Source organism: Rothia uropygialis (assembly GCF_004137765.1).
In the GTDB taxonomy this organism is placed as follows: domain Bacteria; phylum Actinomycetota; class Actinomycetes; order Actinomycetales; family Micrococcaceae; genus Rothia.
On record NZ_NOIS01000005.1, the window covers coordinates 356,368 to 376,070 of the forward strand.

Genomic DNA, 19,703 nt, shown 5'->3' on the forward strand with positions numbered 1-19,703 from the left:
CGCGACGGACGGCTGGTGAACACTCCGCGCTCGGGGCGTCGCATTCCCACACCTCACCGTGGTGACTGTGTCTTTTGCCCATCGATCCGCGATGCTGCCCGCGCCGGAGAAGCGTGTGCGTTCTCCGCGCGAGTTTTTAGCAGTCGAGGAGGATGAGTGCTAATTCTAATCTTGGCACCCGGACGGAGAGAGTGCAAACGATGTCCACAGAGGTTGACCGCTCTTCGCTCACAGCACATCCCAGACAACGTGCCAGGCGCGCCGGTACCCGGGTAGACGGCGGCAGCATCGTCCCAGGTTACTCCTGGCCGGTCGAATCGCTCTGAGATCCGGTGGAACTCGAAGAATTTGCCCCGTCTCCTTCGGACAGAACCACGACAACTTGGTAGGAGTACCCCGCGGCCTGCTTGACGTCCTTGATATCGAGCTTCTGGGCTATCGCTTTCGCCTGCTCATCATGCCCCTGGGCGTAGTACACCACCGAGGATTTCTGCGCCTGACCATCCCAGTTGCTGACGTCCGAAACCGACCAGCCGGCATCCGTCAGAGTTGTAGCGGCTTTGGTCGCGGTACCTTCCTTGGAGCTGTAGTTGTATACGCCGAGGGTTGTCGACGCATCCGGTTTGGTCGTTGAGGATTCATCCGAGCCCGACCCGGATTCCGAAGTGGAGGGGGATTCCGATCCGGAGCCCGAATCCGAAGGTTCTTGGCTGCTGGACGAGGATGCGGAGGAACTCGCGGCATCGGGTGAGGCCAGTTTCGGAGATAGCAAGAAGAACACTCCGCCAATAATGAGGGCGCAAATACCTGCCACGATAACGCCGGCCAGTTGCTTGAACCCGCCGCTCTTATCCGGCAGCTCACCCCGGTATGCGCCCCGACGGGGCGAGTCCACGGGGACGTCGTCGAATTCATCGTGTTCGTACTCGGCCATCAAAGTCCTCGTCATATATGGGGTGCGCACGCTCGCTCACGCACCGGTCAAGCGTCAAGAATATCTGCCCAGTCTGGTCATTTTCTGCACATTGCGCCAGGCGGGCGTCAAAGATCCCGCTGTTCCCGGAGCCTACGGGTCAATGCCGGCTCTTCTCGCACGGCACGCACATCGTCGATCAAGCGGTTCAGACGCATGTAGTACTCGGTGGCCGACATCCCGAGTTCTTTTCGAACCGCACGCTCTTTCGCCCCTGGATACTTCCAGGCTCTTTTTTCCATCTCAAGAATGGCGCGCTCGGCTTCGGTCAAGGTTCCCACGAAGATAGTCTAGGGACGACCGTCGTCGTTCACGAACTTCAGGGAGCCTTCTTGCCGATCCAGCCGCTGTCCGACATCATGGCCCAGGATTGGGCCGAAGCCCTTTCTCCTGTCGAACCAACCATCCGGAAGATGGGGGATTTCCTGCGGTCCGAGCACGCGGCCGGTCACCGGACTTTTCCGACCTCGAAGAATATTTTCCGGGCTTTCCAGGAACCCCTCGACTCGGTCAAGGTTCTGATCATCGGCCAGGACCCGTATCCGACGCCGGGACACGCAATGGGTCTGTCTTTCTCGGTCCAACCCGACGTGCGCCCTCTCCCCCGTTCCCTGGGAAATATTTACAAAGAGATGGAGTCCGACCTCGGGATCCCGGCCGCGAGCCACGGCGACCTGTCGTCGTGGGCCTCTCAAGGAGTCATGCTCCTGAATCGTTGTCTTTCGGTTCGAGAGGGCGAAGCGGGTTCACATCGCAACCAGGGCTGGGAGCTCGTCACCGACGCCGCGATCCAGGCCCTGGGCGCAAGGAAGAAGCCCCTCGTCGCGATTCTCTGGGGTCGCGACGCGCGCAATGCCGGCGCACAACTTGGCCCTGATGTGCCCAAACTCGAGTCCGTACATCCTTCGCCCTTATCCGCCTCTCGCGGATTCTTCGGCTCACGCCCCTTCAGCCGAGCCAATCGGGAACTCGAATCGTTGGGGCTGGAACCGGTGGATTGGCGTATCCGATAGGCGCGGGTGTCAGACGGACACGAAAAATCCGTCGAGGCTCAGTTTCCCAGTGGCTCCGGCTGCTGTTTTCTCCGCTTGACCAATTTTCTCTGAGTATGAGGGTCCTTGCTCATGAAGGGCCTCATCAGGTAATTGCCCAGCACCACTGCGGCCGCCATGGACATGATGATGGCCCCGGCATTGAGCATCGGGATGATCCCGGTCACCGGATCGATGTTCACCGTCAGGGTGTACATGCCACGGAAAATAGTCAGACCGGGCAACAAGAAAGTCAGGGCTGGGACGGCGATGACTACCTGCGGAACAACCCTCCGTTGTGCAATCAGTGCTGAGGCGCAACCGACGCCGACGGCTCCGAGCATCGAAATCATGCGGGGACCCGCGCCCAACCAGCCGAACAGGTGATAGACCAACAGCCCGCAGAAGGCACTGAATACGCCCAGGAGAATATGTTCCGGTTTGACTTGCACCGTGACGGCAATCAAGGCGGTCGCGATCAGCATGAAGATGATATTGACCAACGGCTGCGCACCCGCGAAGATCACGCTGTCCACTTTGATCTCGTCGAAACCAATATAGGTGGTAATCGAGATCGCGATAGCAATACCGACGATCAGGCCCAGGAATGATAGACCCGTGGAAATGAGCCGCCCCGCCGACGTCACGGGGAATCCGTTGATCGCGTCCTGAATCGTTGAGACCAACGTCAAGGTCGGCAAGAGCATGATCAGCCCTGAGCCAATGATGTGGGGTGGGGATATCGGCGCACCGATGGCCCACAGGACCATGGCGATGAGGGTCACCAGCGCAGAGCATGCGGCCATGGTGAAGAAGGACGGAATCCTCCACGACGCAAGCTTTCCGGCCATGACTTGGACGAGTGCGAAAGTCAGGAAAGAAACGATGGCACCCGGCCATGTTCCGCCAATACCGATCGTCAATGCGGCGGCCGCCGAGGAGTTGCAGAGGCTCACGAGCCACCGAGGGAACGGCTTGGGCTTGGACAGAATCCGATTCAAGCGGGCCTCTGCCTCGGACCGGGACAGCTCACCATTGGTGATGGTCTTGACGAGCCGGTGGGTCTCGGTCAATCCCGCATAATTATCAGACCAGGAACGCACGACGCGCACCACGGTGTGGCTGAAGACTCCGGCGGTTTCGCCCACGGGTTGACCGGAATCCTGGTGCATGCCGTATTCCGAAATGTAGTTGATGATGACGGATTGGTTGGTGATGTCGACGTCGACGTCCTCAACCCCGTATGTCGCGCACGTTGCGACGATGGCCGTTTCGACGTCGCGGGAATCCGCTCCGAAGTGGAACATCGTTTCGGCCATGCGCAAAGAAAAATTGAGGGTCTTCCGCGCCTCGGTGTTTTCCTTGTGGCGCCGTGGATTGGCAAACGGGGAATTGGCAAGCCTCTCAACCACGCGCATCGGAGCCGTGGGGAGATTCTCCGATCGCATTATCCTGCGCAACCCGAGCCCGCGTCGCTGTGGAGACGGCTTGGCCGTCGGCGCCTCCGCCGAAGGATAGCTCGCGTGAGCTATCGCGCCGTCTTGCTGTGGAGACAGATCGCTCGCGGGATACGGGCCGGAGAGATCCTGAGTGTTACGGAAAACGTCCTGAGGTGCGGTCCGAGACGCGGCAATGCGGTCAGCATCCTGGATGCCGGAGCCTTGCGTGGCTGCACCCAGCGTATTGACGTCGGCCTCGGGCTGGACACCGTCTCCTGTGTAGGCTCGTGATCCGGTATGGGTGTTGGAGAAGGTCGGGTTGTCTTCGTTGTCCCGGTAACGCCGGGAGTCATCCGGCCGACCGATAATGTCCGCAAGTCGCTCGTCCTGGATCTGCGACCTGTTGACTGCCGGAAAACCCGTTGCGTAAGTCTCAGGGTGCGTCGGTGCGGACATGAAGGCTTCGTCGGCGTGGTCGGAGCCCCCATCGAATAAGCCCGTGTCCGGGCTCGAGACCGGCTCGTCGGCACTGGACGTGACCGGTGCCGTGTGCCCGCTGGAGAACGGGTCCGTATAGACGTCCTCTGACGTATCCGGCCCGAACGGGTCGGCACCGGACTCAGGCTCATGTGACAAGCCCGAGGAAGGGTAGGCACCCGTGAGGTGCTGACCCTCCTGACCTTCGCTCATCTTCCCTCCTTGGCACTAACTCACATCAACGCTACCGAGCGCCCCTGAGTTTCGGTCCGTGAGGACCTGATCGTCGGCTTAGTAGAAAGGCTGCTGCGTACGGCGCCACCAAATCTGACGCATGACACGTTCGACGATCGTGACCCACGCCTTGTATGCGATGGGGTTCAGAACTTGGTCGTAGACTCCAACGAAGTCGACGACCGTCTTGGTGAAACTGGTCTTGAAAAGACCCAGCCCGTAGTAACTGTGTTCTTTGTTCTTGAGTTCCGCCTTCGGCGGGGTGCCGCAGAAGTCGTACTCCTCAATGCCATAGTCCCGCATCAAGTCGGTGAGTGCAGTCCACTGGACCAGGTGGGAGTCGCCGTATTGTTGACGGCGAGGTTTCGAACCGCCATCTTTGTAAGTGCCTTTGCGACCGTATCGAATGACGTACGCGCCCACCGAAGGTTCGCCGTCTTCGTACGTGAAATACAGACGGCCCTGACCTGCACGCGCAAATGTGGTCCAGAACTGTTTGTAGTACTCGTACGACCGAAGATTCACGTTGGCGTGCCCCTGCCCCACCGTGTCCATCAGGGAGAACATTTTTTTCATGTTCTCTTCCGTCAGCTCCACACGTTCGACCTCCGCGCCTTCTCGCTTGGCGCGTCGTACCGCGTTCCTGCCACGTGAGTGAAGGGATTTGAGTACGGTCTCCTCATCCGCATCGGTCTTGAGCACAGCAGTCGAGTCGTTCGGCTGGATATTGAACTGTTTGACCAGTCCCGCGCGTTTGAGGAACGCGCTGCGTGCCTCGGAATCAAGGATGTCCGGCTCGATCTTGATCGCGAATACTTTGAGGCCCTCGGCTCGGACGAATTCCTTGTTCGCGTCCATGACGGCGGGGATATCTTCGATGTCCCACACGTCCGGACCCTTGATCATGTACCAGATCTTGCCCAGGAACGGGATGTTCTTCTCGAGAACGAGGTTGTAGCTCGTGACCTGTTTTTCCTCAGTGGCGCCCTGGTGATTCCGGGCCTCGGTGATCCCCTCGTAGACCACGTACACGGGCTTCCAGCCGTGCTCGGACTTCACCGACGCAAAAGATGCGGATTGGAGGAGATTCCCACCATTGGGGTTTGCCGTGACATGGTCATCCCAGTGTTGGATCTCTTGATCGGTCGCGAATCGAGCGGTGAAATGTCGCAAAGAATCCTCATCTGCCGTGCGCAGAGGTTATTACCCCACGCCATGGTTGATTTTCCCGCGCGGCGGGCTGGTCTCCACCAGTTTACGGCGGAGTTCTGGAAAGTCTCACGCAAAGGCCCGAGAGCGCCATCATTTGTGGATGACGATCCCGGGCTCAATACGTGGCACCGGTCAGCCGGACAATCCGTCTCAGCGTTCGACCGGTTAGCGCGGATTATTCAGCGTCGTGATCGGTTTCGAGAATCTTGACCAAGCTGTCCAGAGCCTCATCTGCACCGTCCCCCTCGGCGCGAAGAACGACTTTGTCTCCGTGCTTTGCGCCCAAGGACATGAGAGACAGGATCGACGATGCGTCCATAGCCTCGTCTGCCGACTCGCCTTCGGCTGCGATGGTGACCTCAACGGGGAGGTCGCCGGCGGCCTCGGCGAAGATCGCGGCCGGTCGAGCGTGGAGACCGACTCGGCTGGCGATGGTGGCGGTACGTTCTGCCATGATTGTTCTCCTTGATTATGTGGTCATGTGGGGCGGTCGTAACGTCCCCGGAAATGCCGGACTGGTTTACAGGCCGAGGTCATCAAGGATGGGCAGCTCCGCGCGGGCCACATCCTTAGTCTCTTCAGCAGATCGCGCTTCCATGGCCTTGGCTGCGATCTGTTGTGCTTGTTCCAGCGTAACGGATTTCAGCACGGCGGCGACCGCAGGCAAGGAACGAGTATTCATGGACAGGGCCTTGACGCCCAGTCCCACGAGGACCACGGCGAGCGCCGGATCCGCTGCAGCTTCGCCGCATACGGACACCGTCTTCGGGCGGCCGGTGGACTGCTCCGCGCGCTCCGCGCCTTCGACGGTGAGACGAATCATCTTCAGCACGGCCGGCTGCCACGGGTTGTTCAGCTCCGCCAAAGCACCGAGCAAACGATCAGCGGCCATCGTGTACTGCGTCAGGTCGTTGGTTCCCAGCGAGACGAAGTCCACCTCTTGGAGAACGGCCTCCGCCGTCACCGCGGCGGACGGCGTCTCGACCATGACGCCATGCACGTCGAGGTCTGCCTCATCGAGCATCTTGGCGAAGTCCCGAGCTTCGGGAGCCGTCGAAATCATGGGTGCCATGACCCAGACCTCAGCGGTCGATTCCTTGGCTGCGGCCGAAATAGCCTCGAGTTGGCGGCTCAGAACGCCCGGCGTCGTCCAGTCCGTGCGGTAGCCACGGACCCCGAGCGCCGGATTCGGCTCAGTCGAGTCGGTGAGGAACGGAAGAGGCTTGTCGGCACCGGCGTCCAAGGTCCGCACGACGACGTGCTGGCCCGGAAAAGCATCGAATACGTCCTTGTACTCGACTTTCTGTTCCTCGACCGAGGGTTCTTCCTCTCGGTTCAGGAAAGCGAATTCGGTACGAAAGAGCCCGATGCCCTGAGCACGGTTCTCCGCCGCTGTCTGCGCGGCCTTGCCGTTGCCCACGTTGGAGTACAACGGGACCTCGGTCCCGTCGGCAAGGATTCCCTTGCCGTCGAACTCTGGAATCTCTTTGCGATTCGCGTACTTCTCAGCGAGGCGCTTCTCTACCTCGCCGGGCTCGGTCACGACCGTCCCGTCGGTCGCATCCACGTACACCACGGTGCCATCGGGCACCTGGGTTGCGCCGGTTGCGGCCACGATCGCAGGCAGACCAAGATCACGGGCAAGGATCGCGGTGTGGGCTTGGGGTCCGCCGTCCGAGGTGACCAGCGCGATGACTTTTTCGGGATCGAGCGTCGCCGTATCCGCGGGGGCAAGATCTTCCGCCATCAGGATGAAAGCGTCCTCCGACTCGGGAATACCCGGCGCAGGCTGGCCAGACAACTCCGCGACGATACGCGCCCGAACGTCCAAAATGTCCGTGACGCGCTGTGCCATGTAGCCACCCAAGGCCGTCATCTGCTCCGCATACGATCCGGCGGCCTCCCAGATTGCCCGCTCGGGAGTGTAGTTCTTCCCGGTTACGAGCTTGCCCGCGTTCTTGAGCAACGCCTTGTCCCCGGCCATGAGGGCCGTGGACTTCAGCACGGCAGCGGCATTGCCAGATGTCCGTCCGGCGCGCTCCTTGAGGTTTTCCTTGACGCGAGTCGCCGCGGTCTGCAGGCGCTCGACTGCGTTTTCGGGCGTTTCGCCGTCTGCAAGCGTCGACCCGACGTCAGGTTCCTGAATCGGTTCGGGCATCTGCAACACAGGGCCGATGACCCGGCCGGCTGAAACGCCGACTCCGGTGAGTTTCTTCATCGTTATCATTCCTTACTGGTGAAGCTCAGTCCGACTATCAGGAAGCTGCCGCTACCTGGTCGGCTTTTTCCTTGCCGGTTTTGGCTTTTCCGAGGCTCTTGAGAACCAGGTAAATCACGGCGGTCACAATGGCTCCCACTACGACCGAAATCAGGTACATGGGCCAATTATCCACGAGCGCCACAATCCAGATCCCCCCGTGAGGTGCCGGGGATGCCACGTGGGAACCCATGCAGATCGCGCCCGCGATTGCGCTTCCGACCATCGAGGACGGTATAACGCGCAGCGGATCGGCCGCGGCGAAGGGGATCGCTCCCTCGGAGATGAACGAAGCACCCAACAACCACGCCGCGCGTCCGTTGGAGATCTCCGCTTCAGTGAAGTATTTCTTGCGAAGGGTCGTAGCGAGCGCCATGGCGAGCGGGGTTACCATTCCGGAGGCAATCACGGCAGCCATGATTTCCTTGGAAACATCCGTTCCGGCCGAAAGCCCCGCGGTCGCGAAAAGGTACGCGGCCTTGTTGATCGGGCCGCCGAGATCCGCACCCATCATGGCGCCCAGAATCAGACCGAGAACAACGGCCGAAGCTCCCGACATCGACATCAGGAAATCGTTGAGGACAGTCATAACCCACGCGATCGGCTGTCCCAGGATGAGGAACATCAAACCGCTCGAAATGATGGTCGCCAACAATGGGATGATGACCACGGGCATCATGCCGGCAAGCCACCGGGGCAGCTTCGGCTTGGCCAATAGATAGGCCGCAAAGCCCGCAAGCAGACCGCCGACGATTCCACCGAGGAAGCCCGCACCCACGGTGTTGGCGACCAGACCGGCCGCGAAGCCAGGCGCGATGCCCGGCCGTCCCGCCATACCGAAGGCGATGTAGCCTGCAAGGGCCGGAACGAGCAGATCGATTGCGAAGTTGCCGATGACGTTGGCAACTGCCGCGAGGTACTGCAGCAAGCTTGTATCACCCAGGTTGAAGAGTGAGGCGCCGTCGCCGGTCACCGAGTCGTCGGAAATCCCGAGAATGTCGTTCGCATTATTCGCGATCTCGTAGCCGCCGAGGATGAAAGAAATCGCGACTAGCAAACCGCCGGCCGCCACGAACGGAATCATGTAGGAAACGCCGGTCATGAGCGAGCGATAGATGCGTCCGCCCCATGATCCCTCGTCCGAGCTCGATGCTGACCCTTCGGACTTTGAACCTGACACGCGTCGGGCATTGGGGTTGTCGGAGGCTTGGATGGCCTCCTCAATCATGGTTCCGGGCTCATCGATGCCTCGTTTGACGGGCGATTCGATCACGGGCTTCCCCGCGAATCTCTCGCGGTCACGAACATCCACCGAAACCGCAAAGATGACTGCGTCGGCGGCATCGATGACGTCTTGGGAAAGAACTTCGTTTCCGGACGACCCCTGGGTCTCCACATCGAGGCGAATACCCATTTCCTCGGCTGATTGCGCCAAAGAATCCGCCGCCATGTATGTGTGCGCAATACCCGTGGGGCACGCGGTCACGGCGACCAATCGCTTGCCTGTGACGCCCTGGTCATTCGGCTCCGGCCCCGTCTCCGTCGCAGCGGAACTCGTGGGAGAAACCGGGGTAGCCCCTGCCGCGAGCGCGGTCGATCCTCGCCCTGAGGGAGCTTTCGATGCGCTGGCCTCCGACGATGCGCCAGACCCGGCAACCGTCGAATCCTTTTTCTGCTCTTGCTTCGTCCCGGTCTCGCCGAGTCCCAGGGCTGCGTTCACGAGGTCGACGATCTGCTGAGGCTCTTTCGCTTCTCTCAGGGCGGCGACAAAATCCTTTTTGACGAGCGAACGAGCCAGCTTGGACAACAGCGTCAGGTGTTCCTGGTCCGCTCCTTCGGGAGCGGCGATGAAGAAGATCAGGTCAGCGGGGCCGTCCTTTGCTCCGAAATCGACGCCCGGAGCAGGGCGGGCCATGGCCAGTGTCGCTTCGGTAACTGCCTCGGACCGGCAATGCGGAATCGCAATCCCACCGGGGATGCCCGTGTCGGTTTTCGATTCGCGGGCCTTGGCGTCCGCATACAGGCGGTCGAGCGATGTGGCTCGACCCGCGTCGACGACCCTTTCGGCGAGATGCTTGATGAGGTCGAACCGGTCTTCCCCCAAGTTTTGGTCCAAAGCCACAAGATCCGCTGTGATGAGTGCAGACATGACGCTCTCCTTGATTTCGGTTTCCCCTGCCGACGTCTTGGCCTATTCGGGCCCGTTCAAAAGGGGTGGTACAAGTGCTGGGGCTTTCACCCGATTTTGGTGACGGTCACTTCTTCGGGCGTGGTGTCCTGGAGCGAAGGCACCTGTGTTCCGGGCAGCGACGCAGCCGCTGACCCGTGGGCAACAGCTTGGGCCAGGCATTCGTGCGGGGCCTGTCCCGACTCATCGGCCAAGAGGAACCCGGCCAGAGAGCAGTCACCTGCTCCGACGGTGCTTCGCGCCTTGATCGGCGCGTGCTGAGCGTGCCAGGCACCTTGGGCGTTGACCAGAACGGCGCCCTTGGAACCGAGGGTCGCGAGCACGGATTCGACGCCGCGATCCACCAGGTCCTGGGCCGTGCGGGCGGTTTCCGCGGGGTCCGATTCCAGGATCTCCCACGCACCGGCCCGGCCAACCAGCTCGGCAAGCTCTTCAGAGTTCGGCTTGATCAGGTTGGGCAACCCGTCTTGACCATTGAGGGTGTCGCGCAACGCGACACCAGAGGTGTCGACCGCGACGCGCGGTGCCTGAGCGCCGAGGCCTTCCCGAACTGCGCGGGAAACTACAGCGTAATAGTCGCTGGGGACCCCGGGAGGCAACGAACCGGCCAGAACCAGCCAACTGGCTCCCTTCGCTTCATTGATGAGAAGCCGGGTCAGCTCGCGTTGTGACCGCTCGTCGAAAGGTTCGCCCGGTGCGTTGATCTTGGTCGTCGTGCCGTCCGGTTCCGCGATGGTCACGTTGGTTCGGATGGGGTATCCGGTCGAGAGGTTCGAATACCTCACGTTGGCTTCGGTCAGTCCTGCGAGCACGGGATCACCGTCGTCTCCGGGCAGGACCGCAACCGTTTCAACGCCGCTGACGCTCAGCGCACGCGCAATATTGACGCCCTTGCCACCGGGGTCCGCGACGGAGCGAGTCGCGCGGATGACTGTTCCCCGTGCCAATCCGGCCGGGATCTCGACGGTGCGATCAAGGCTGGGATTGGCTGTCAATGTAACGATCATGCGATGAGAACCTCTACGTTCGCTTCTTCGAGGGCGGCGGCCAAGGACCCTTCCGGAGCCTTGTCAGTGATGAGCGCGTCAATATCGGGCAGGCCCGCGAACCTCACGAGCGACTCCTGACCGAATTTGGCAGAGTCGCACAACAAGACCACGCGACGTGCGGAGCGCACGATCGCGGTCTTGACGATCGCCTCGTTCAGTCCAGGAGTCGAAAGCCCGAACTCTTCGTCGAGTCCGTTGACGCCGATCAGGGCGATATCTGGGCGGATGGTTGAAAAGTGTTCGGCAGCCCGGGTCCCCACGGCCGCCCACGTCATCTTGCGCAGTTGCCCCCCGACCAGGTCGAGCACGATTCCGTCGGCCTCTGCGAGCTTGACCGCGATGTGCAGTGCATGGGTGACGATGAGTCGGTCGACTCCGGATTTGAGAGAAAAATCCGCGCTGGCGATCAGGTCGGCGAGGATTTCAGTTGTCGAGCCGGCGTCCAAGACCACTGCCCCGGCATCTGCATCCTGCAACAGCTGGTATGCCCGGGAAGCAATGCGCTGCTTTTCGGGGGTATTGACGGTCTGCCGGGAGGAGATACTGGATTCCACGGCGGTGGACTGTTCAACGGTGACGGCCCCGCCGTGCACACGACGCAATTTGCCATCCGCCTCGAGGGCTGCAAGGTCCCGACGCACGGTTTCCATCGTGACGTCGTAGCGACGAGCCAATTCGGCACCGTTCACTCGCCGGGCGCTGCTGACCAGCTTGGCGATCTCCGCCCGTCGTTCTTCAGCGAACATGGTGAAACACTCCCCGTGATGACAACGGGATGACCCCGTTTGTGCATTATTGATTTTATGTGGCATTAAGTGGTTCGGTCAACGGGAACAATTGCGATCGGTAGCGTTCACAGGAAAACGCACATCCCTGAATGGTCACCGATCGGCCCTTTGGCCTGTGCCGCGGTCGTTCAGTTCAGGACCAACGACTCCGGGTCCCAAGCGAAGAGACCTTCGATGTCGACTTCAATCGGGGTCGCATTGGGAACGTGTTCCGTCCAATCTCCCGGCGTCGTCGCCAGAAGAACTCGACGGATAAGCGTTCCGTGGCTCACCACGAGCAGATTCTGGCCTGGATGCTGAAGGATGAGCTGTTTGAAAGCCTCTACGCCTCTGCGGTAAACGTCCTCCTCAGGCTCGACACCGTGGTAGAGATCTTGAGGATGGCGTGAGTCTTCGAAGCTCAGCACCTGCCCTTCGGCGTCTCCGTAGCTGCGTTCGATGACGCCCGGAACCGTTTCGATGTTGCTCAGTCCTACGTGCTGGCCGATGATCTGTGCGGTCTCCTGCGCACGGGACAACGGCGAAGCACCCAGGTAATTCCAGAACTCCCCCTGGTCGGCAAGGTACTCCCCCGCTTCGTGCGCCTGCGCTCGGCCGGTGTCGTTCAGCGGGATATCAGAACTGCCTTGCATCTTTCCGGCTTTGTTCCAGTCGGTTTGACCATGCCGCACGACGACGAGCCGCCCGTTCAGCGCAGATTTTTCGGCTTGTTCTTGGCTCACGCCGACCCCTCCTATAGTTTGGTCCGGCTCGATCTTACCTGCGGTTGTGGGCTTGCGTGGATTTTTGTGTGGAGTCCAACGGATAATAGGTCATTTCGATGCCAAGCCCTCAGAATTCTCCGCGGCTACCACCAATGAACTGGCGAGCGCGGAAAGGCTGTGCCCGCGCCGCCATATGGCCCGTATGGGACGTCCCACCTGCAGGCCTTCGACATCGACGGCAACAAGAGGTTCGTCCATCGCTCTGAGCGGAAGAAACGCCGGTATCCCAGTCGCCCGCGCGGTCCTCCACATGGCCGACAGCGAGCCGACCTCGGCGGCCGGAGCGACCATGCCCGGAAGGGCCTGTTCCACGGCCCTTCGAGTTCCCGATCCGTTCTCCCGGAGAAGCACGGCTGTTTCTCTCACCTGCTGAAGGCTCGGCGAGCTAGCAGCCCACGGATGCTCTGGCACGACGGCCAGCACAATGCGATCCCACGCGACCGTACGGGCCGACAATTTAGCGTGCCACCGAGACTCCTCGCGGAGAATTTCCGCGCTTCGTTCCCCACCGGGCCCTTCGGGCGTCTCGATGAATCCGAGCTCGACGTCGGCCGACGCCACGTCACGCATGACTTCGCGTGAATTCGCCGCGATCACATCGATTCTCACCAAGGGGTTTCTTCTGAGCATCTCCCCCGTCCAGGACGGCAGGTAGTGCTCTACCACGGTGTTGCTGGCGGAGACTCTCAGCCGCTTGGATGCGCCTTCACGCGCCACTTCGACGCTCTCGGCCAGTGAGCGAGCCTCTTCGAGCAGTCTGGCGGCGGCATCGAGCACGTTTCGGCCGGTCGCGGTCGTCGCGACCCCTCGGGGGGAGCGCACGAACACATCTATCCCGAGGAGTCGTTCCGCGGCCCGGACCTTTGAGGAAGCTGCCTGCTGAGTCATCCCCAGGGATCGCGCCGCGGCCCCGAGGCTGCCTCTTCGGTCCACCTCGTCCAGGAGGATCCATGCCGAGAGCTCGGGCAGGTGGTTCATGTTCATGGATTCACCCTATCGGCTCACAAGCTCAGCTTGTGAGCTGACAGCATTTTGGTCCCTACCTGCCCTGTTCACCCGGCTTTAGGCTCGAAGTATGCTTCTTTCCGCGCAACAAAAAGACATTGAAGGCCGTCACGGCCCCCGCACCACCAGGCAGTCGCATGCCATTGTTCCGGCAGGTCCGGCGTGGTTCGGCGCGGTCATGGGCACCTCTCTGTTCGCGAATCTGACTCAGATTCATGGAGTACCTGGCGTCCCGATCGCGCTTTTTGTCGCGGGATGGGTTCTTCTGGCAATGCTCTCGATCGGATTCGTGCTGCGTTGCATCCGCGCCCCGAGGGCGTTCAAGGAATCCCTGACCAAGCATTCGGAGGTCACGGCCTGGGGCATGGTCTCAATGGGCTATTTGTCAGTCGGTTCCTCGACTCCTGCCGTTCTGTCGTCCTGGATGCCGGGACTCACCTCTTTCGCATGGAGCGTGGACTGGGTGATGTGGACGATCGGCACGGTGATTGGTTTGATCGCGGCGGTCGGATTTGCGGCAAAACTCATGAAAGGCCACTCAGAAAGCCCTCTGCCGGCGTGGGGGCTTCCGGTCGTCGCACCGATGGTTACCGCTACGACGGGCGCACAACTGGTCTCGCACTCCCATTCGCTGGTCGGCGCGGTATTCACTGGGGTCCTCTCGGGCGGCAGTTTCTTCGTAGCGCTGTCCATGGGCCTCGCGATTTTTGCCATTGCTTACGCACACACGTGGAGGCGGGAGCCCCTGCCCTTGGCCGCAGCGGCGTCGGCTTTCATTCCACTGGGGATTGTGGGACAGTCCACCGCGGCGGCGCAGTCGCTCTCGAGCGCCGCGCAACCGCTTTTGCAACCCGATGCCGTCGATGCATTGGCGCGCCTCGCCCGCATTTACGGGATCGTAGTGCTCATTATTGGAATACCGGTTTTCCTATGGGCCGCCTTCACGACATATCGCGGGTTCGCCCGAGGAATGCCTTTCACTCCCGGCTGGTGGGCCATGACCTTCCCCGTCGGAACCTGCAGCCTCGGGACCCACCTCATGGGGTGGGACGCCTTGTCAGCAGTACTATTGATGGTTCTGGCGGCGCATTGGTGCGTCGCCGCGACGGGGACGGTCATGGACCTCGTTCGGGGTCTTTCTACGGAGATGCTTGCCCGCCGTTGACGTTGAGCGTCTCACCAATGACATAGCTGGATTCGGAAGAAGCCAGGAACACGTAAGCGGGAGCCAGTTCGGTCGGTTGCCCGGCACGGCCGATGGGAGTGTTTTGGCCGAACTTCGGCAGAGCCTCCTTGGGCTGGCCGTCGCTGACCTGCAATGGCGTCCAGATCGGGCCGGGCGCAACCGCATTGACCCGTATGCCCTTTGGCGCCAGATCTTGGCTCAGCCCTTTGGAGAAGTTATTGATGGCTGCCTTGGTGGAAGCGTAATGCATGATGTGCGGGGATGGCTCATAGGCCTGAATCGACGTCGAATTCACGATCGAGGAGCCTGCCGGAAGGTATTTCAGGGCCTGCCGAGTGATACGGAACATCGCAAGGATGTTGACGTCGTACGTGGCTTCAAGTTCTTCGTCGCTCAGCCCTTCGAGCCCCTCGGTCACGACCTGTTTTCCCGCGTTGTTGACCAGTATGTCCAGCCCACCCAGCTTCTCGTGGGCTTCGTCGACCACGGTACGGCAGAACTCGTGGTCCGACAGGTCGCCCGGTAAAAGATGAACGGTGCGCCCTTCCTTTTCGAGAAGCTCCTTGATGTACTGAGCGTCCGTTTCCTCGTCAGGGAGATAATTCAGTGCGACATCGGCACCTTCGCGTGAGAATGCGATCGCAACTGCCGCACCGATACCGGAATCTGCACCGGTGATGAGCGCCTTGCGCCCTTCCAGGCGCCCCGTTCCACGATAAGTCTCTTCTCCTCGATCTGCGCGAGGGGTCAGTTCTGCATCCAGGCCTGGTTCCGGCTGGTGCTGCTTCGGGGGCTCGATCGTGGGAAAGCGTGTGACGGGGTTCTGGAAATCCAGCTGATCTGTTGATGGGCGGTTCTGCGTATTCTGCTGAGTCATGGTTTCTCCTAGAGAGGTTTTCCATTTGCCGTACGCTTCCCCTCCATTCTAGGAGCGCAGACCTCGTTGTCATCCCTATCTTTTGCCATTGCACCTACCACCCCCGCACTTCCCCACCTGAAATCACGCGAGGGCGCCACATTGGGCGCGAACGGATGGTCGATTTTTCGCAGATCGTGGCGGCATTTGGCCCGTCCGAAAATAGCGCCAAAGCAGCCCCGAGCTCACATCAAACGCAAAAGCCCCGGAATATCAACGCTACTTCGTTGATATTCCGGGGTTTTTGGAGCCCCCTGCCGGATTCGAACCGGCGACCCTCTGTTTACAAGACAGATGCTCTGGCCATCTGAGCTAAGGAGGCATGCGCCAAGGCGCCTGATTAGATTACCTGTCGGAGCGCCCTATCCCAAACCGTGCATCGTGGTCGCACATGGGGCGCGACGCCGAGCCTTCGGCATCGCGCCCCATAAGCGCCGTGGGCCTTCGCGGAGGTTAGCTTCCGCTCTTGGCCTTCTTGATGCCGTTGAGGAAGTCAGTGAAGCTCTGGCCCGTGAATTTGGTGCTGTCCACATAACTCGTGGGAGTTCCGGATAATCCGTTTTCCTTGGACTCGGCAACGGTCACGTTGACCATCGGCCGGTATTTGTTGGAGTCCAGATCGTCCTTGATGTCGGCACCATATTTGTCCGCCAGGGCTGCCAATTCCTTGTTGGACATTCCGCCCTGACCTTGGTGCGAGAACATCTCCGCCTGCCAATCAAGGAATTTCTCCGGGGAGACCTGCTCGGCAACAGAATACGCGGCCATTGCGGCCCGAGAAGAGTATTCGGTGCTGGTCTCCTGATCCAAGAAATTCAGGTTACGGATCTCGAGAGTGGCATCACCGTCGAGAACCTGCCTCTTGATCTCTTCACCATTGGCCTTTTCGAATTCAGCGCAGTGGATGCAGTTGTAGTCCTGGAAGATGGTCACGCGAGGAGGCTGGCCGTTCTTCTTGGCTTCGTCAGCGGTCGGCATGCCAACGGGAAGGGTCGTTTCCTTGCCCTCGGACTCATCGTCCGGGGACGCGGACGCCGAAGAGGTTTTCAGGTCGTTCACGTCTCGGGTGTCGACGTCGGAGGTGTCTTTCTTGATCCCGTCCTTCGTTACCACGATGCCTCCGTATTGGTTGGCGCTCGTGGGAACGGGCCCAGAATCCGGGATTTCGCCCTTCTTGTTGTGTGTGTACACGGCCGCAATGATGCCGATGATGAGCACCAGAACCACGACCACGCCGATTTGCCACCACAAGCGGGACGAGTTTGAGGATCGCTTGCTCTGCTTTGCTGCGATTTGGCGCGCCTTTTCTCGCGCCTCGCTGCTCCGCGGCGAAGGAGAGGATGCCACGTTTTGCTCCCTGTTCGAATTGGACGGTACTTGTAATCGCAAATAGCCTAGCGGAATTCCCTGAAAGGCCCGTCAATGATTTCTCTTGCGAACTGTCTCGGTGCGGACGTGCAAGTACGGATAGGCTAGACACAAATTGGTCGAAGGGAGAAGCCATGTGTCCGGTTGAAGATGCTATGAACGACGACGCCAGCCCTCGTGAAGGGGAGGAAGGCGACTACGACTTTGTTGTGGTGGCCAACAGGTTACCGGTGGATCGCACCGTCGACGACAATGGCGAGTCGAAATGGCGCCGTTCGCCGGGTGGGCTAGTCAGTGCACTCGCGCCCGTCATGTCCTCGCACGCTGGGGCCTGGGTCGGCTGGCACGGGGCTGCCGATGAAGATCTCGAACCTTTTGATCACGATGTTTTCCATCTGGTTCCCGTGACACTCTCCGAAGGTGAGGTTCGCCGGTACTACGAGGGCTTTTCCAATGCGACCATTTGGCCGCTTTACCACGACGTCATTGCTCAGCCTGAGTTCCACCGTACGTGGTGGGATACATACCGGGCGGTCAATAATCGGTTCGCCGAGGCCGCAGCCCGTAGCGCATCGCGCAATGCCACGGTGTGGATCCAGGACTACCAGCTCCAGTTGGTGCCCGCGATGCTTCGGCATTTGCGCCCCGACCTCACGATCGGATTCTTTGACCACATACCCTTCCCGCCTTTGGAAATCTTCGCCCAGTTGCCGTGGCGCAAGCAGGTTCTGACGGGCTTACTCGGCGCAGACCTCTTGGGATTCCAACGCCCTGGCGACGCGTCGAATTTTCGCAGATGTTGCGACAAAATTCTCGGTGTGCAGTTCGAGGGCGAACGCACGGAAGTGACCCAAACTCCTCAGGAACAGAATGAGGAGGAAAGTAACGAACGATTCCGGCGGGCGTACACGAACGCGATGCCGAATGTGACGTCCCGGCGGCGTGCCCGCAAGGAACGCTTGAACCGAGATCTGCCCACCTGGATCACCCGGGCGACGTCATACCCGATTTCCATCGATGTCGAGGCCGTCACCGAGATGGCCTCACGACCGGCTACGAAGCGCCGGGCTCGCCAGATTCGTGAGGAACTGGGGAACCCGAAGACCGTCTATCTGGGTGTTGACCGATTGGACTACACCAAAGGCATTCGCCACCGCCTCAAGGCGTACGGCGAGCTCCTCAACGATGGTGACCTCACCGTCGAGAGTTCTGCGATGATTCAGGTTGCCAGCCCATCCCGGGAACGGGTCGCCTCCTACATCGAGCTGCGAGAGCAGATCGAAGGCATGGTGGGACGCTTGAACGGACAGTTCGACACCATGTCCCACACTGCGATCCGGTATCTACATCATGGATACCCCTTCGAAGAAATGATCGCTTTGTATCTGGCAACCGACGTCATGGTCGTCTCCTCACTCAGAGACGGGATGAACCTCGTAGCCAAAGAATTCGTGGTCAGCCATCTCGATCACACAGGAGCTCTGGTGCTCTCGGAATTCACCGGTGCGGCCGAGCAACTTCCCGATGCTATTCAGATCAATCCGCACGATATCGATGGCTTCAAGGAAGCTTTGTTGTATGCCAAGGACATGACGATCGAAGAACAACAGGATCGCATGAAAGGCATGCGTGAGCAGATCTTCGCGCATGACGTGGAAGATTGGTCGACCCGCTTTCTCGAGGACCTCTCTCGAACGCGCGAAGACTATCTGGGCCCCGAACCGGCTACGGACGAGATTCCGACTGTCGGCCACATCGACCGGGGGCACGGGCCGTTTCCCACGCCTGCCGTCGAGCAGGAGCTCCAGCGCGCGGCTGCAACCGACAACCTCTTGGTAGCGATGGACTTCGACGGGACCCTGGCACCGTTTACGACCGATCCGGAGGAAGCCAGGGCGCTGCCTCTGTCTCAAACAGCCCTCGAAACTCTCGCAGGGTTGCCGGAGACGTCTGTCGCTCTCATTTCGGGGAGGCCCTTGAACTTCCTCCGAGAGACTGCAGACCCGCACAACAAGATGTTGCTGTCAGGTTCACACGGCGCGGAATTCGATCTCTCCGCCGCGGGCCAGGAGTCTCCCGAACTCTCGTTGACGGATGCGCAGAGGCAGGCCTTGAAGGAGGCGACTCGAGCCGTGGAAGAGCTCGTCCGGAAGCATCCGGGTTCGGAGATCGAACACAAACCGGCCGGGGTTGGTTTCCACACCCGAACCATGAACGACGACGCCGCTGCCCAAACGGCCGAGGCTGACGCGGTCAAGACCCTCAAGAACATTCCTGGCGTCAAGCTCACTCCGGGGCAGTACGTCGTCGAATGCGCCGTGCTCGAGGTCAACAAAGGCGACGCGATGGAAATCATCCGGGACTTCACGAAGGCCAATACAACGATCTTCGCTGGCGATGACTTGACGGACGAATACGCTTTGGGTGTTCTGGGGGCCGATGACCTAGGTATCAAAGTCGGGCGGGCCGAATCCATTGCCAGGGTCCGGGTGACCGGCCCTGAGGCCATGTCACACGCCCTGGCTCGTTTGGCGCATCTGCGCAAGGCGCACGCGGAGAACGCTGATCGGCAGCAGGGAACTATGCCTGACCCTTCGTAACGCCTTAAGAACAGCAGGCCCCGGCACACGCTTGTGACAGCGTCCGCCGGGGCCTTTTTCTTATGCCTAAGTGGAAATATAACGCGGAGGACTCAGATTCCTACGGGCCGTGCGACCTGCTCACTCGAAGGACGCCCGTAAATGGTATGAGGGGTTCGGGTTCGTTCGTGCAGCCCACCCCGACACCGAAGCAGGCATCCCCCACATCCCCATGCA

At 60.5% G+C, this 19,703-nt stretch carries 16 protein-coding genes and 1 tRNA gene; 3 read left to right on the forward strand and 14 right to left on the reverse strand.

Annotation, left to right across the window (positions count from 1 at the left end):
* Positions 1–298: 298 nt before the first annotated feature.
* Positions 299–934 (reverse strand): LytR C-terminal domain-containing protein, encoded by a 636-nt coding sequence (locus tag EWV35_RS12680; protein WP_165168572.1) that lies wholly within the window; start codon positions 932–934, stop codon positions 299–301.
* Between the two features lie 107 nt (positions 935–1,041).
* Positions 1,042–1,254 carry a DUF3263 domain-containing protein gene (locus tag EWV35_RS12685; protein WP_238654514.1) on the reverse strand — a complete coding sequence of 71 codons (213 nt, stop codon included), beginning with the start codon at positions 1,252–1,254 and terminating at the stop codon, positions 1,042–1,044.
* A 51-nt stretch (positions 1,255–1,305) separates the two neighbouring features.
* On the opposite strand from EWV35_RS12685, the gene EWV35_RS12690 reads away from it, so the two are divergent.
* A complete protein-coding gene (locus tag EWV35_RS12690; RefSeq protein WP_129662348.1) occupies positions 1,306–1,986 on the forward strand; it encodes a uracil-DNA glycosylase in 681 nt (226 codons plus the stop codon).
* A gap of 38 nt (positions 1,987–2,024) precedes the next feature.
* Here EWV35_RS12690 and EWV35_RS12695 read toward each other — a convergent pair whose 3' ends face one another.
* From EWV35_RS12695 to EWV35_RS12735, 9 genes are all read right to left on the reverse strand, one after another.
* On the reverse strand, positions 2,025–4,133 hold the full coding sequence (locus tag EWV35_RS12695) for a threonine/serine exporter family protein (protein WP_129662349.1): 2,109 nt from the start codon (positions 4,131–4,133) through the stop codon (positions 2,025–2,027).
* 78 nt (positions 4,134–4,211) lie between these two features.
* Positions 4,212–5,327, reverse strand: a complete 1,116-nt coding sequence (locus EWV35_RS12700) for a lipid II:glycine glycyltransferase FemX (protein WP_129662350.1) — start codon at positions 5,325–5,327, stop codon at positions 4,212–4,214.
* A gap of 214 nt (positions 5,328–5,541) precedes the next feature.
* A complete protein-coding gene (locus EWV35_RS12705) occupies positions 5,542–5,820 on the reverse strand; it encodes an HPr family phosphocarrier protein (RefSeq protein ID WP_129360812.1) in 279 nt (92 codons plus the stop codon).
* A gap of 66 nt (positions 5,821–5,886) precedes the next feature.
* On the reverse strand, positions 5,887–7,584 hold the full coding sequence (ptsP, locus tag EWV35_RS12710; RefSeq protein ID WP_129662351.1) for a phosphoenolpyruvate--protein phosphotransferase: 1,698 nt from the start codon (positions 7,582–7,584) through the stop codon (positions 5,887–5,889).
* A gap of 37 nt (positions 7,585–7,621) precedes the next feature.
* Positions 7,622–9,772, reverse strand: coding sequence for a PTS fructose transporter subunit IIABC (locus tag EWV35_RS12715; protein WP_129662352.1), 2,151 nt, complete (start codon positions 9,770–9,772; stop codon positions 7,622–7,624).
* Between the two features lie 86 nt (positions 9,773–9,858).
* Complete coding sequence (locus EWV35_RS12720; protein WP_129662353.1) at positions 9,859–10,818, reverse strand: 1-phosphofructokinase family hexose kinase; 960 nt, start codon at positions 10,816–10,818, stop codon at positions 9,859–9,861.
* Positions 10,815–11,606 carry a DeoR/GlpR family DNA-binding transcription regulator gene (locus EWV35_RS12725; protein WP_129662354.1) on the reverse strand — a complete coding sequence of 264 codons (792 nt, stop codon included), beginning with the start codon at positions 11,604–11,606 and terminating at the stop codon, positions 10,815–10,817. Before EWV35_RS12725 ends, EWV35_RS12720 begins: the two co-directional genes overlap by 4 nt.
* Before the next feature lie 170 nt (positions 11,607–11,776).
* The gene (locus tag EWV35_RS12730) at positions 11,777–12,370 is read right to left on the reverse strand and encodes a histidine phosphatase family protein (protein WP_165168574.1); all 594 of its coding nucleotides are present in this window, start codon (positions 12,368–12,370) and stop codon (positions 11,777–11,779) included.
* A gap of 90 nt (positions 12,371–12,460) precedes the next feature.
* The gene (locus tag EWV35_RS12735) at positions 12,461–13,396 is read right to left on the reverse strand and encodes a LysR family transcriptional regulator (RefSeq protein WP_129662356.1); all 936 of its coding nucleotides are present in this window, start codon (positions 13,394–13,396) and stop codon (positions 12,461–12,463) included.
* A 91-nt stretch (positions 13,397–13,487) separates the two neighbouring features.
* Between EWV35_RS12735 and EWV35_RS12740 the strand changes: the two genes are divergently transcribed.
* The gene (locus tag EWV35_RS12740) at positions 13,488–14,582 is read left to right on the forward strand and encodes a TDT family transporter (RefSeq protein WP_129662357.1); all 1,095 of its coding nucleotides are present in this window, start codon (positions 13,488–13,490) and stop codon (positions 14,580–14,582) included.
* Here EWV35_RS12740 and EWV35_RS12745 read toward each other — a convergent pair.
* The 3 genes from EWV35_RS12745 to EWV35_RS12755 all read right to left on the reverse strand — a co-directional run bounded on the left by EWV35_RS12745 (position 14,557) and on the right by EWV35_RS12755 (position 16,866).
* Complete coding sequence (locus EWV35_RS12745; RefSeq protein WP_129662358.1) at positions 14,557–15,480, reverse strand: SDR family oxidoreductase; 924 nt, start codon at positions 15,478–15,480, stop codon at positions 14,557–14,559. The two genes, EWV35_RS12740 and EWV35_RS12745, sit on opposite strands and share 26 nt — an antisense overlap.
* 284 nt (positions 15,481–15,764) lie before the next feature.
* Positions 15,765–15,841, reverse strand: a tRNA-Thr gene (locus EWV35_RS12750).
* Positions 15,842–15,972: 131 nt separating this feature from the next.
* Complete coding sequence (locus tag EWV35_RS12755; RefSeq protein ID WP_129662359.1) at positions 15,973–16,866, reverse strand: DsbA family protein; 894 nt, start codon at positions 16,864–16,866, stop codon at positions 15,973–15,975.
* 155 nt (positions 16,867–17,021) lie between these two features.
* Between EWV35_RS12755 and otsB the strand changes: the two genes are divergently transcribed.
* Positions 17,022–19,487 (forward strand): trehalose-phosphatase, encoded by a 2,466-nt coding sequence (otsB, locus tag EWV35_RS13585; protein ID WP_165168576.1) that lies wholly within the window; start codon positions 17,022–17,024, stop codon positions 19,485–19,487.
* The last annotated feature ends 216 nt before the right edge of the window (positions 19,488–19,703 follow it).